This is a genomic window from Streptomyces sp. NPDC001828 (assembly GCF_042892175.1).
Taxonomy (GTDB): domain Bacteria; phylum Actinomycetota; class Actinomycetes; order Streptomycetales; family Streptomycetaceae; genus Streptomyces.
This window is the reverse complement of sequence record NZ_JBIATV010000003.1, coordinates 310,707-323,700: the sequence shown is the minus strand read 5'-3', so window position 1 is coordinate 323,700 and position 12,994 is coordinate 310,707. Positions and strand designations below refer to the sequence as shown.

Below are 12,994 nucleotides of genomic sequence, written 5' to 3'. Positions count from 1 at the left end.
GCGGTGACCTACTTCGGCCCGTACTTGCGGCCCGTCTTCGAGGTGATCCCGCCGAGCAGGCCGCGCGGCGCCAGCTTCACCGCGCCCATCAGCGCCTTGTAGCGCGGGTCGGGGATCGACAGGGATTTGCCGCGCGCGAGGTCGGTGAGGGCGGCCGCCACCAGCTTGTCGGCGTCCAGCCACATCCAGCCCGGAATGTTGTCGGTGCCCATGCCGGCCCGCTCGTGGAACTCGGTCCGAACGAACCCGGGGCACAGCGCCATCAGGCGCACCCCCGACCCGGCCAGGTCACGGGCCGCGCCCTGGGTGAACTGCACGACCCACGCCTTGGACGCGCCATAGGTGCCGCGCGGCACGAAGGCCGCGACCGAGGCCACGTTGACGACGCCGCCCCGGCCGCGTTCGCGCATCGAGGCGGTCGCGGCCGAGGTCAGCCGCAGGACCGCCTCGATGTGCACCTTCACCATGGTCAGCTCGTCCGCCATGGACACTTCGAGATAGCGGCCCTTGTTGCCGAACCCGGCGTTGTTGACCAGGAGATCGACCGGCTTCCTCGGCTGCGAGAGCCGGGCCTCGACCGCGGCGATCCCGTCGTCCGTGGACAGGTCCGCGGCAAGGACCTCGGCCTCGATGCCGTGCCGGTCGTGCAGTTCGGTGGCCTGCTCGCTCAGCCGCTTGCTGTCCCGGGCCACCAGCACCAGATCGTGTCCATCGGCCGCGAGGCGCCGCGCGAACGTGGCGCCGATGCCCGCCGTCGCTCCCGTAATCAGTGCAGTCGTCATAGGCGCACGGTAGTGCCCCCGCCGGGCGCCCGATGACCGCCCCCGCCCGGCCGTCGCGGGGCCCCCGAACCGCCGCCGACCGCCATGAACTGCCCCAATAGCGGCGGTTCTTCACCGGCCGGACGGGGTGCGGGGCCCCACGGGTCCCGCGGCCCGCTCAGGCCCGCGGGCGCTGGGAACCTTGCTTCTCCAGGTACTTCCGCACGGTCTCGTGCGCCTCGGGCTCCAGGGCGTCGCCCGCGGCCAGGGTGCGCGGCAGCAGGGCCCGCTCGGTCGTGAACGCACGGAACCAGAAGGCGACCGAAACTTCGTGATCCGGCCGTTCGATCACCTCGACCGGGTCGCCCGCCCGGACCTCGCCCGGTTCGATCACCCGGAAGTACGCGCCCGGCGCCGTCGCCTGTGTGAAGCGCCGCACCCAGCCCTTCTGGTCGAGCCAGCCCGCGAACGTACGGCAGGGGATGCGGGCGGAGGCGACTTCGAGGACCACGTCCCGCCCTATCCGCCAGCGCTCGCCGATCCGGGCGTCGTTCACATCGACGCCGCACGTCGTGAGGTTCTCGCCGAACGAGCCGTTGGGCAGCTCGCGGCCCAGCTCCTTCGCCCAGATGTCCAGGTCCTCGCGGGCGTAGGCGTAGACCGCCTGGTGGTCGCCGCCGTGATGGCGCAGATCGCACACGTCGTCCCCCTCGACCCCGCTGGCGCCCACACCCCTGGGTCCGGGAGCGAAGACGCGGACCGCGTGGCTCACCGGACGCTTGTCGATGCCGGTGACACCGCCCTCGGCGTCGGAGTAGGCGACGGCCTTCGCGCGGCCGAGGTTCACAGACAGAAGCTCCATAGGCGAACGCTAGCCGAGCCAAACCCAAAGCTGGGATCGAATTTCTTCCGCGATGTCCAAGATTCGCTTATGCTCAAAGAATGATCGAGGCCCGTCATCTCCGCGTCCTGCGCGCCGTCGCCGCCACCGGCTCCTTCTCGGCGGCGGCCCGCGAGCTGGGCTGCACCCAGCCCGCCGTCAGCCAGCAGATGAAGGCGCTCGAGTCGTCGGCCGGCACGCCGCTGCTCATCCGCACCGGCCGCGAGATGCGCCTGACCCAGGCCGGCGAGGTACTGGTCCGGCACGCCTCCGGCATCCTGGCCGGCCTCACCGCGGCGGAGGAAGAGGTCGCCGCGATCGCGGGCCTGCGGGCGGGCCGGGTGCGCCTGGTGTCCTTCCCCAGCGGCTCCTCCACGCTGGTGCCGACCGCGCTGGCCGCACTGCGCGCGGCGCACCCGGGCACCCGGGTCTCGCTGGTCGAGGCCGAGCCGCCGCGCTCGGTGGAGATGCTCCGCGAGGGCGACTGCGACATCGCGCTGGCCTTCCGGTACGGCTCCAACACCACGGAGTGGGACGACCTGGTGGTCCGCCCGCTGCTCGTCGACCGCCTGGTCGGCCTGGTCCACGAGGGGCACGCGCTGGCGGAGGCGGGGACGGTCGCCATCAGGGACCTCGCGGACGAGCCCTGGATCGCGGGCTGCCCGCGCTGCCGGCGTCAACTGGTGGAGGTCTGCGAGGAGTCCGGGTTCACCCCGCGCATCGACTTCGCGACCGACGACTACCCGGCGGTGATCGGCCTGGTGGGCGCCGGGCTCGGCGTCGCGGTACTGCCGGAGCTGGCCATCGAGTCCGTACGCCCCAAGGGTGCGCGCACGGTGACCGTGGAGCCCGCCGTCGAGCGGGAGATCGTCGCGCTCACCCTGCCCGACCTGGCCCAGGTCCCGGCCGTCGCGGCCACCCTGGACCAGCTGACCAGGGCCGCCGCCCGCGACTAGCCGGGGCCCTCAGCCGGGGCCCTCAGCCGCGGCCCTGAGGCGCGGCCGGGCGGCGCCGCTCTGTGCCCGTCTCTGCGCCAAACGGCGCAGGAACGTTTCTTCTGGTCCGGTCCGAACCGGAACCCCTCAGGCGGGGCCCATGCCGCCGCCGGCGGGTGCCGCGGCCGTCACCAGGCGGTTGCGCGCCCGGCCCATGAGCTCTTCGCGCTCGTCCTCGGTGAGCCCGCCCCACACCCCGTAGGGCTCGCGTACCGCCAGGGCGTGGGCCGCGCACTGCGCACGCACCGGGCAGCGCATGCACACCTCTTTCGCCGAGCTCTCGCGCGCGCTCCGTGCCGCGCCGCGCTCGCCCTCCGGGTGGAAGAAGAGCGAGCTGTCGACCCCACGGCAGGCCGCGAGGAGCTGCCAGTCCCACAGATCGGCGTTCGGTCCGGGAAGGCGGGAGAAATCTGCCATTGCTCTTGTCCCCTTGAAACCGTGCTGAGGCGGATGGGCGGGCCGGTACGGGACGGGTGCGCACGGGGGCTCAACCGAAACGTACGTACCGACGAAGGTACATCTCCTGTGTAAGTAGATGTAAATATGACTCATTGGGAATCTAGCCACAGACACCAGCAAAAGGGAAGAAAAGCCGCTAAATGGGGCATAGCTCCAAAGTTTGGGCAGGTGGCTCGCGAGACTCTGCTGTGTGCACGGTTCCTCACGTAGAGTGCCGAACGTGCCCGTCCGACCCGTAACTCTTTCGAGTGACCGTCGTTGAGAGTGCGGAGGCGGTTGAACCAACAAGCGCTCGGGCAGGTGTCCGAGAGCGTCAATCGCTCAGGTGACACATGTACCCAGCCTGGAGGCTCAAGGTGACGCGCATCAGCTGCGGAGGGCGGCCATGACATCAGTCCTCGTCTGCGACGACTCCCCGCTTGCCCGCGAGGCGCTCCGCCGCGCGGTTGCGACCGTGCCCGGCGTCGAGCGTGTGACGACGGCGGCCAACGGCGAGGAAGTCCTCCGCCGCTGGGGTGCCGACCGCTCGGACCTGATTCTGATGGACGTACGCATGCCCGGTCTGGGCGGCGTGGAGACCGTCCGTCGGCTGCTGTCCGCGGATCCGGGCGCCCGGATCATCATGCTCACGGTCGCCGAGGATCTCGACGGGGTCGCGCTCGCGGTCGCCGCCGGGGCCCGCGGCTACCTGCACAAGGACGCCTCGCGTGCCGAACTGCGCGCGACCGTCACCCAGGCGCTCGCCGACCCGACCTGGCGGCTCGCCCCGCGCAGACTGCGGTCGGCCGAGATGGGCGCGGCGCCCACGCTCACCGCGCGGGAGATCCAGGTGCTCGAAGGCATGAGCCACGGCCGCTCCAACGCCGAGATCGGCCGGGAGCTGTTCCTCTCCGAGGACACGGTCAAGACCCACGCCCGGCGGCTGTTCAAGAAGCTCGGCGCGTCGGACCGTGCGCACGCCGTGGCACTCGGTTTCCGCTGGGGCCTGGTGCGCTGACGGCAGGTGAGACAGCTGGTCGGAGCCCCGTCCGCCGTCGGGCGGACGGGCCCGGCCGTCCCGCGAACGGCAGCAGTAGGTGTTGCTTCCGCCGCGATGCCGCATCCTTGTAGGTGTGGAGTTCCTCGGGGACAGGTCGGTCGAGCGGGAGGGGGGTGCAGGGGATGAGTTCCGGCGCACCCGCTCATAACGCTTCGGTGCACAACTACGGACGCGGTGCCACGGACGGGACGACGCCGGGGCACCATGGATCGATGCGCGACGACGAGGCTTCGGCCCAAGGGGTCATCGGTGCACTCGTCCACCGTGCTGTCGACGGCGACGAGCAGGCCACGCATGATCTGCTCGCGCATGTCCACCCCCTCGCGCTGCGCTACTGCCGCACCCGTCTCAACCGGCTGCCGGGTGATGCTCGCCACTTCGTGGAGGACCTCGCCCAGGAAGTCTGCGTCGCCGTTCTGATGGCGCTGCCGCGTTACCGAGACACCGGACGCCCCTTCGAGGCCTTCGTCTTCGCCATCGCCTCGCACAAGGTCGCCGACCTCCAGCGGGCCGCGATGCGCCACCCCGGTTCGACGGCCGTGCCGTCCGACGAGATGCCCGAGCGGCCGGACGACTCGCTCGGTCCGGAGGAGCGCGCGCTGCTCAGCAGTGACGCCGAGTGGGCCAAGAAGCTCCTCGCCAACCTCCCGGAGAACCAGCGCGAGCTCCTCGTGCTTCGGGTCGCCGTCGGCCTCACCGCCGAGGAGACCGGCCAGATGCTCGGCATGTCGCCGGGCGCCGTCCGGGTCGCCCAGCACCGCGCGCTGAGCAGGCTGCGCGCCCTCGCCGAGCAGTAGGCGGACCCATAGGCGCGTGCCGGGCCCGCCAAACGCGCGCCCAGCACGTGCGAACGTACAAAGAATCTCGATGATCTTGCTCGTGGAATGAGACACCCGCACAGCCCGTTAGCATGGACATCCGCACCGATCAAGGCCATTGGGGAAGGTGTCATGACTGCAAACGTCGACGGAGTGCCCGAGAAATTCGCGACGCTCGGGCTGACATACGACGACGTGCTGCTGCTGCCGGGCGCGTCCGACATGGCGCCCGACCAGATCGACACCTCCTCGTACCTCTCGAAGAACGTCAAGGTGAACGTCCCGCTGCTGTCCGCGGCGATGGACAAGGTCACCGAGGCGCGCATGGCCATCGCCATGGCGCGGCAGGGCGGCGCGGGCGTACTGCACCGCAACCTCTCCATCGAGGACCAGGCCAACCAGGTCGACCTGGTGAAGCGCTCCGAGTCCGGCATGGTTACCGACCCGATCACGGTGCACCCGGACGCGACGCTGCGCGAGGCCGACGAGCTGTGCGCCAAGTTCCGCATCAGCGGCGTCCCGGTGACCGACTCGGCGGGCAAGCTGCTCGGCATCGTCACCAACCGCGACATGGCTTTCGAGTCGGACCGCAGCCGTCAGGTGCGCGAGGTCATGACCCCGATGCCGCTCGTCACCGGCAAGGTCGGCATCTCCGGTGTGGACGCCATGGAGCTGCTGCGCCGCCACAAGATCGAGAAGCTGCCGCTCGTCGACGACGCAGGCATCCTCAAGGGCCTCATCACCGTCAAGGACTTCGTCAAGGCCGAGAAGTACCCGAACGCGGCCAAGGACAAGGACGGCCGCCTCCTGGTCGGCGCGGCTGTCGGTGTCGCGGGCGACGCCTACGAGCGCGCCCAGGCGCTGATCGCCGCCGGGGTCGACTTCATCGTCGTCGACACCGCGCACGGCCACTCCCGCCTGGTCGGCGACATGGTCGCCAAGATCAAGTCGAACTCCTCGGGCGTCGACCTCATCGGCGGCAACATCGCCACCCGCGACGGCGCCCAGGCGCTCATCGACTCGGGCGTCGACGGCATCAAGGTCGGTGTCGGCCCCGGCTCCATCTGCACCACCCGCGTCGTCGCCGGCATCGGCGTCCCGCAGGTCACCGCGATCTACGAGGCCTCGCTGGCCGCCAAGGCCGCGGGCGTCCCGGTCATCGGCGACGGTGGCCTGCAGTACTCGGGCGACATCGCCAAGGCCCTGGTCGCGGGCGCCGACACGGTGATGCTGGGTTCGCTGCTCGCCGGCTGCGAGGAGTCCCCGGGCGAGCTGCTCTTCATCAACGGCAAGCAGTTCAAGTCGTACCGGGGCATGGGCTCGCTGGGCGCGATGCAGTCCCGCGGCGACCAGCGCTCGTTCTCCAAGGACCGGTACTTCCAGGAGGCCGTGTCCACCGACGACAAGCTGATCCCGGAAGGCATCGAGGGCCAGGTGCCCTACCGCGGCCCGCTGTCCGCGGTCGTGCACCAGCTCGTCGGCGGTCTGCGCCAGTCGATGTTCTACGTCGGCGGCCGTACCGTCCCCGAGCTTCAGCAGAACGGCAAGTTCGTCCGGATCACCTCGGCGGGCCTCAAGGAGAGCCACCCGCACGACATCCAGATGACCGTCGAGGCGCCGAACTACAGCAGGAAGTAAGTCCGCAGCACCCGACGAGGGGCGGTCCCGGAGTTCCCGGGGCCGCCCCTCGCCCGTATGTCGGGGATACTGGAGCATGCAGACGTAGAGGGAAAGGCCCACACAACGTGACTGAGATCGAGATCGGGCGCGGCAAGCGCGGCCGCAGGGCGTACGCGTTCGACGACATCGCCATCGTCCCGAGCCGGCGTACCCGGGACCCGAAGGAGGTCTCGATCGCCTGGCAGATCGACGCCTACCGTTTCGAGCTGCCCTTCCTGGCCGCCCCCATGGACTCCGTGGTGTCGCCGCAGACGGCGATCCGCATCGGTGAGCTCGGCGGCCTCGGCGTGCTGAACCTCGAGGGTCTGTGGACCCGGTACGAGGACCCGCAGCCGCTGCTCGACGAGATCGCCGGCCTCGACGAGGCGACCGCGAGCCGCCGCCTCCAGGAGATCTACGCGGCGCCCATCAAGGAAGAGCTGATCGGGCAGCGCATCAAGGAGGTGCGCGACTCCGGTGTGGTCACCGCCGCCGCGCTCTCCCCGCAGCGCACCGCCCAGTTCTCCAAGGCCGTCGTGGACGCGGGCGTGGACATCTTCGTCATCCGCGGCACCACGGTGTCCGCCGAGCACGTCTCGGGCGCGGCCGAGCCGCTCAACCTGAAGCAGTTCATCTACGAGCTGGACGTTCCGGTCATCGTCGGCGGCTGCGCCACGTACACCGCGGCCTTGCACCTGATGCGCACCGGCGCGGCCGGTGTCCTGGTGGGCTTCGGCGGCGGCGCCGCGCACACCACCCGCAACGTCCTGGGCATCCAGGTCCCGATGGCCACCGCCGTCGCCGATGTCGCCGCGGCCCGCCGCGACTACATGGACGAGTCCGGCGGCCGTTACGTCCACGTCATCGCGGACGGCGGCGTGGGCTGGTCCGGCGACATCCCGAAGGCCGTCGCCTGCGGCGCCGACTCGGTGATGATGGGCTCCCCGCTGGCCCGTGCCACCGACGCTCCGGGCCGCGGCCACCATTGGGGCATGGAGGCCGTCCACGAGGACGTGCCGCGCGGAAAGCTCGTCGACCTGGGCATCGTCGGCACCACCGAGGAGATCCTCACCGGCCCCTCGCACACCCCGGACGGTTCGATGAACCTGTTCGGCGCCCTGCGCCGCTCCATGGCGACGACCGGCTACAGCGAGCTCAAGGAGTTCCAGCGGGTCGAGGTCACGGTGGCGGACGCCCAGCACAAGCGCTGACGTTTGAACCGCCTGCCACCCGCATAGGGGTGAGCGGCGGTCCCGCCCGCACAAGGGCGTGCCGTACGCAAGAAGAGGGCCCGTACCGCGACGAGCGGTACGGGCCCTCTTCTTGGTGTCGCGGGTCACTCGGTGGCGCGGCTGGCCCCCGCCCAGGCGCCGACCACGGCGAGCGCGAGGAACGCGTACCGCAGGATGCTCTGGTCGGTGGACCAGGCTTCGGTCAGCAGCCCGAAGTGGCTGAGGAACACGTCGGTGACGGACTCCGACGTGCCCTTGGTCTCGATCATCGCCACCGCGAGGAGCTGGCCGAAGAACGTGGCGGCCACCGCCAGGGGCGCGGAGATCGCGAAGAGCCAGAAGCTGCGCCCGCCCGCCTTGAAGGCCGCGAGCGCGACCGCGAAGCCGATGCCGAAGGCCGCGTAGCCGAACTGCCGCTCGATGGCGCCGGTGATCAGGCCGTAGGCGAGCCCGGTGACGACGGCGGCGGCGAAGCCGGCGAGCGCGCCGCCCACCAGGTTGCCGGGCCGCCGCACCGGCGCCGGGGCCACGGGGGCCGCCGGGTATCCGAAGTCCGGCTGAGGCTCGGAGGGCTGGGGTGGCGGCGTGACGGACTGGCTCATGGGTGGTCCCCCCCTGGGACGAGAAAACGCACGGCTGTGCGACAAGTGAACGCCGCAGATTAGCAGCCACGAGGCCCTTGACCCACAGGAATTTCACAGGCGGTGGGCGGCTCCCGCCGGGGTCGCGCCACGGGTGTCCAACAGGAGCTGCGCCTTCACCGCGAGGCCCTGGAGGTCGTACGTGTGGTGGTGCTGGAGCAGCACCGTCAGATCGGCGTGGGCGGCGGCCTCGTAGAGCGAGTCCGCGCGCGGGACCGGCTGGTCGCGGACGCGCCAGGTGGGCACATGGGGGTCGTGGTACGTGATCTGCGCGCCCAGATCCATCAGGCGCCCGGCGATCTCCTGGGCGGGGGAGCCCTCCTGGTCGGCGAAGTCCGGCTTGTAGGTCACGCCGAGCAGCAGGACGCGGGCGCCGCGGGCCGACTTGCCGTGCTCGTTCAGGAGCGTGGTGGAGCGCTGGATGACATAGCTCGGCATGTGCGCGTTGATCTCGCGGGCGAGGCCGACCATGCGCAGGCCCGCGTACGGCAGCGGGGTCGGGTCGAGCGGGAGGCCGTGTCCGCCGACGCCCGGTCCCGGCCGGAAGGCCTGGAAGCCGAACGGCTTGGTCTCGGAGCAGCGGATGACGTCCCAGAGGTCGACGCCCATGTCGTGGCAGAGCACGGCCATCTCGTTGACGAGGGCGATGTTGACGTGCCGGAAGTTGGTTTCCAGGAGCTTGGACATCTCGGCCTCGCGCAGGCCGCGGGCGCGGACCACCTTGTCGGTGAGGCGGCCGTAGAACGCGGCGGCCGACTCCGTGCAGGCCGGGGTGAGCCCGCCGATGACCTTGGGGGTCGCCGCGAAGCTGTGGGCGCGGCTGCCGGGGTCGATGCGGCTCGGCGAGTAGGCGAGGTGGAAGTCCCGCCCGGCCCGCAGGCCCGAGCCCTCCTCCAGGAGCGGGCGCACGAACTCCTCGGTGGTGCCGGGGTATCCGGGCGACTCCAGGATGACGGTGGTGTGCGGCCGCAGCCGCCCGGCCAGGACGCGGGCGGCGTCGGCGACCGCCCCGAGGTCGAGGGTGCGGTCGGGGCCGAGGGCGGTGGGCGCGCAGATGACGGCGGTACGGACCCGGCCGAGCTCGGCCGGGTCGGTGGCGGTGTGGAAGCCGCCCGCGAGCATCCGGCGCAGCTCGGCGGGGCTGAGCGAACCGTCGACGGGGGTGCGTCCCGCGTTGAGGTCGGCGACGGCGCGGGGATCCGTGTCGTGGCCGACGGTCTGGATGCCGGCGGCGACGGCGGCTTGGGCGAGGGGCAGGCCCAGGTGGCCGAGTCCGATGACGGCGAGGTCTGCGGGCATGTGACCGTCCTTTCCCTTAGCCGGAGGGGACATGGAGCGCAAGCCCTGTGGACAGAATGGGCGTGCTGAATGTCAGACTAAGAGGAAATATGACTGTTTTGCGGCATTGTGTGGACCCGGCAAGCCGAGTGTTGTCCACAGGCGGTGGCCGATGTCGGTGGTCCCGTCCAGAATCGAGGGTGTGAGCCGGACCACCCGGTCCGCGCGACCACCCCGATCCACGGGAGGCAAGCCGTGAGGACAGCGACACTGGGACCCGAGCAGCGCGCACAGGCGCTCGCCGCCATGGCCGAACGCGAGCTGGACGTGCTGGTCGTGGGCGCGGGGGTGGTCGGAGCGGGCACGGCCCTCGACGCGGCGACCCGGGGCCTGGCCACCGGTCTGGTCGAAGCGAGGGACTGGGCGTCGGGCACCTCCAGCCGCTCCAGCAAGCTGATCCACGGCGGGCTGCGCTATCTGGAAATGCTCGACTTCACCCTGGTCCGCGAGGCCCTCAAGGAACGCGGGCTGCTGCTCGAACGGCTCGCCCCGCACCTGGTGAAACCCGTCCCGTTCCTCTACCCGTTGCAGCACAAGGGCTGGGAGCGGCTGTACGCGGGCTCGGGCGTCGCGCTCTATGACGCGATGTCCTTCTCCTCGGGCCACGGCAGGGGGCTGCCGACACACCGTCACCTGAGCCGTCGCCACGCGCTGCGCGTCGCCCCCGCGTTGAAGAAGGACGCGCTGGTCGGAGCGCTGCAGTACTACGACGCCCAGATGGACGACGCCCGCTATGTGACCACCCTGGTGCGCACCGCCGCCGCGTACGGCGCCCAGGTCGCCAACCGGGCCCGGGTGGTGGGCTTCCTGCGCGAGGGCGAGCGCGTGGTCGGTGCCCGGGTGCAGGACGGAGAGGCGGGCGGGGAGTACGAGGTCCGCGCCAAGCAGGTGGTCAACGCGACGGGCGTGTGGACCGACGACACCCAGGCGCTGATCGGGGAGCGGGGGCAGTTCCACGTACGGGCCTCGAAGGGCATCCACCTGGTGGTGCCCAAGGACCGGATCCACTCGAACACCGGGCTGATCCTGCGGACCGAGAAGTCCGTGCTCTTCGTCATCCCCTGGGGCCGGCACTGGATCGTCGGCACCACCGACACCGACTGGGACCTCGACAAGGCGCACCCGGCCGCCTCCAGCGCCGACATCGACTACCTGCTCGAACACGTCAACTCGGTGCTCGCGGTCCCGCTGACCCGGGACGACGTCCAGGGCGTCTACGCCGGTCTGCGACCGCTGCTCGCCGGGGAGTCCGACGCCACCAGCAAGCTCTCGCGCGAGCACACCGTCGCGCATCCGGTGCCGGGGCTCGTGGTCGTGGCGGGCGGCAAGTACACGACGTACCGGGTGATGGCGAAGGACGCCGTCGATGAGGCGGTGCACGCGCTGGACCAGCGAGTGGCGGCCTGTGTCACCGAGGACATCCCGCTGCTCGGCGCCGAGGGCTACAAGGCGCTGTGGAACACCCGGGCCAGGATCGCGGCCAGGACCGGCCTCCATGTGGTGCGCGTGGAGCACCTGTTGAACCGGTACGGCTCGATGGCCGAGGACCTCCTGGAACTGATCACCGCCGATCCCGCGCTCGGCGAGCCGCTCGCCGCGGCCGACGACTATCTGCGCGCCGAGATCGTCTACGCCGCGTCGCACGAGGGCGCTCGCCACCTCGACGACGTACTGACCCGGCGCACCCGCATCTCGATCGAGACCTTCGACCGGGGCACGCGCTCGGCGCGGGAGTGCGCGGAGCTGATGGCGCCGGTGCTCGGCTGGGACAGCAAGCAGATCGACAAGGAGGTGGAGCACTACGAGAAGCGGGTGGAGGCGGAGCGGGAGTCGCAGCGCCAGCCGGACGACCTGACGGCGGACGCGGCCCGGCTCGGCGCACCGGACATCGCGCCGGTCTAGCCGGCGGCCCCGGCGAAATGGGGCCGGATTTCCGGATTCGGCGAAGGGGGGCGGAACGAGCCGAATGGGGGCGGAATCAGGGGACGGGCGGGCCGGTCCGGCCGACGGGACCGGGCGCCCGGGTCGGCGCCGGGCAGAACTCGGCGTCCAGGAGCGCGAGTTCGAGGGAGGGGTCGCCGACGGCATCGGTGTCGAGGCGGAAGACGGCGGTGTGGCGGCCGTCACTGGTGGTGGCGGCGCGCACATAGCTGCCCGTGATGTGGCCGTTGTGGCCCCACACCGTCAGACCGCAGGCCAGCCGCTCGGGATAGACCCCAAGGGCGTAGACGCCCCGGGTGGCCGAGGTGTCGAGCAGTTCGCGCCGCTGGGCCCAGGGCAGCAGGGCGCCGCCGAGCAGGGCCGCGTAGAAGCGTTCGAGATCGGCCAGGGTCGAGATCAGTTCGCCGGAGGCGCCGGCCCGGCGCGGGTCGAGTTCGGTGACGTCACGGCCGCCGGAGGTGTAGCCGCGGCCGTGCGGCTCGGGAAGTGTGGTGCGGGCGCCGGGGAAGGAGGTGCCGGTGAGATGGAGGGGGACGATGATGCGGCGTTCGGCTTCGGCCGCGTACGTACGGCCGGTGACGGACCGAATGATGAGGCCCAGCAGGACGTAGTTGGTGTTCGAGTAGGCATAGGTGCCGAGGGGCCCGGGGGAGTGGGCGAGCGCGATGCGGACGGCTTGGCCGGGGCTGAGGGGAACCGGACCGGTGGTTTCCGCCGTGTAGTTGAAGAGACCGCTGGTGTGGGAGAGCAGGGAGCGCAGGGTGAGGTGGCGGCCGTCGTTGCCGTGCCCGCGCACGAGCCCGGGCAGATACCGCTCCACGGTGTCGTCGAGCCGAAGGCTGCCCTCGGCCGCCAACTGCAGTACTACGGTGGCCACGAACGATTTGGTGATGCTGCCCGCACGGAAGTGGTCGTCGCGGCCGAGGGCGGCGCCCGCGGTGCGATACCGGGTGCCGGAGCGGTCCTCGGCGAGCAGTGCGGCTGCCGGGGCGCCCCCGTCGGTGACAAGGCGGGCCAGTGCGGTGAGGGTGGCGGAAGGGGCCGGCTCGTCGGACGGCGAAGCCGCGCCCAGGACGCAGAGTGTCGTGGCCAGCGCTGCGACGAGCGGGGCCCGGAGCGTCGGCATGGGGTCGTCCCTTCCTTCGGAGCCATCTTGGCGGACCGTCGGACCCGGGACCATCACCGGTCCTGGCGTGAGGGACAATGGGGGCTCTGCCAGGGCGGGTTACGG

Annotated in this window: 12 protein-coding genes; 6 read left to right on the top strand and 6 right to left on the bottom strand. The window is 71.2% G+C overall.

Translation table 11 applies throughout. From position 1 onward, the window contains the following. Positions 1–8: 8 nt before the first annotated feature. Together ACFYZA_RS12740 and ACFYZA_RS12735 are read right to left on the bottom strand one after the other, a co-directional pair. On the bottom strand, positions 9–782 hold the full coding sequence (locus ACFYZA_RS12740; RefSeq protein WP_388489843.1) for an SDR family NAD(P)-dependent oxidoreductase: 774 nt from the start codon (positions 780–782) through the stop codon (positions 9–11). 157 nt (positions 783–939) lie between these two features. Next, positions 940–1,623 carry an MOSC domain-containing protein gene (locus ACFYZA_RS12735; protein ID WP_388489841.1) on the bottom strand — a complete coding sequence of 228 codons (684 nt, stop codon included), beginning with the start codon at positions 1,621–1,623 and terminating at the stop codon, positions 940–942. Between the two features lie 80 nt (positions 1,624–1,703). On the opposite strand from ACFYZA_RS12735, the gene ACFYZA_RS12730 reads away from it, so the two are divergent. After that, entirely contained in the window at positions 1,704–2,597 is an 894-nt protein-coding gene (locus tag ACFYZA_RS12730; protein ID WP_382588821.1) for a LysR family transcriptional regulator, read from the top strand. Positions 2,598–2,723: 126 nt separating this feature from the next. On the opposite strand, the gene ACFYZA_RS12725 is transcribed toward ACFYZA_RS12730, so the two are convergent. Beyond that, positions 2,724–3,053, bottom strand: a complete 330-nt coding sequence (locus tag ACFYZA_RS12725; RefSeq protein ID WP_382588823.1) for a WhiB family transcriptional regulator — start codon at positions 3,051–3,053, stop codon at positions 2,724–2,726. Between the two features lie 427 nt (positions 3,054–3,480). On the opposite strand from ACFYZA_RS12725, the gene ACFYZA_RS12720 reads away from it, so the two are divergent. From ACFYZA_RS12720 to ACFYZA_RS12705, 4 genes are all read left to right on the top strand, one after another. Next, the gene (locus tag ACFYZA_RS12720; RefSeq protein ID WP_003948568.1) at positions 3,481–4,092 is read left to right on the top strand and encodes a response regulator transcription factor; all 612 of its coding nucleotides are present in this window, start codon (positions 3,481–3,483) and stop codon (positions 4,090–4,092) included. Between the two features lie 254 nt (positions 4,093–4,346). After that, positions 4,347–4,931, top strand: a complete 585-nt coding sequence (locus ACFYZA_RS12715; RefSeq protein ID WP_100578171.1) for a sigma-70 family RNA polymerase sigma factor — start codon at positions 4,347–4,349, stop codon at positions 4,929–4,931. Between the two features lie 153 nt (positions 4,932–5,084). Beyond that, positions 5,085–6,590 carry an IMP dehydrogenase gene (guaB, locus tag ACFYZA_RS12710; protein ID WP_382588825.1) on the top strand — a complete coding sequence of 502 codons (1,506 nt, stop codon included), beginning with the start codon at positions 5,085–5,087 and terminating at the stop codon, positions 6,588–6,590. A 107-nt stretch (positions 6,591–6,697) separates the two neighbouring features. Then, complete coding sequence (locus ACFYZA_RS12705; RefSeq protein WP_382588827.1) at positions 6,698–7,822, top strand: GuaB3 family IMP dehydrogenase-related protein; 1,125 nt, start codon at positions 6,698–6,700, stop codon at positions 7,820–7,822. A gap of 125 nt (positions 7,823–7,947) precedes the next feature. Here ACFYZA_RS12705 and ACFYZA_RS12700 read toward each other — a convergent pair whose 3' ends face one another. Then, positions 7,948–8,445: a hypothetical protein gene (locus tag ACFYZA_RS12700; RefSeq protein ID WP_388489835.1), complete on the bottom strand. Its 498-nt coding sequence runs from the start codon at positions 8,443–8,445 to the stop codon at positions 7,948–7,950. Between the two features lie 93 nt (positions 8,446–8,538). Next, a complete protein-coding gene (locus ACFYZA_RS12695; RefSeq protein ID WP_382588831.1) occupies positions 8,539–9,783 on the bottom strand; it encodes a nucleotide sugar dehydrogenase in 1,245 nt (414 codons plus the stop codon). 234 nt (positions 9,784–10,017) lie between these two features. Here ACFYZA_RS12695 and ACFYZA_RS12690 point away from each other — a divergent pair, with 234 nt between their 5' ends. Beyond that, positions 10,018–11,724: a glycerol-3-phosphate dehydrogenase/oxidase gene (locus ACFYZA_RS12690; RefSeq protein WP_382588833.1), complete on the top strand. Its 1,707-nt coding sequence runs from the start codon at positions 10,018–10,020 to the stop codon at positions 11,722–11,724. A 76-nt stretch (positions 11,725–11,800) separates the two neighbouring features. On the opposite strand, the gene ACFYZA_RS12685 is transcribed toward ACFYZA_RS12690, so the two are convergent. Further along, positions 11,801–12,889, bottom strand: a complete 1,089-nt coding sequence (locus tag ACFYZA_RS12685) for a serine hydrolase domain-containing protein (RefSeq protein WP_388489831.1) — start codon at positions 12,887–12,889, stop codon at positions 11,801–11,803. Positions 12,890–12,994 lie beyond the last annotated feature (105 nt).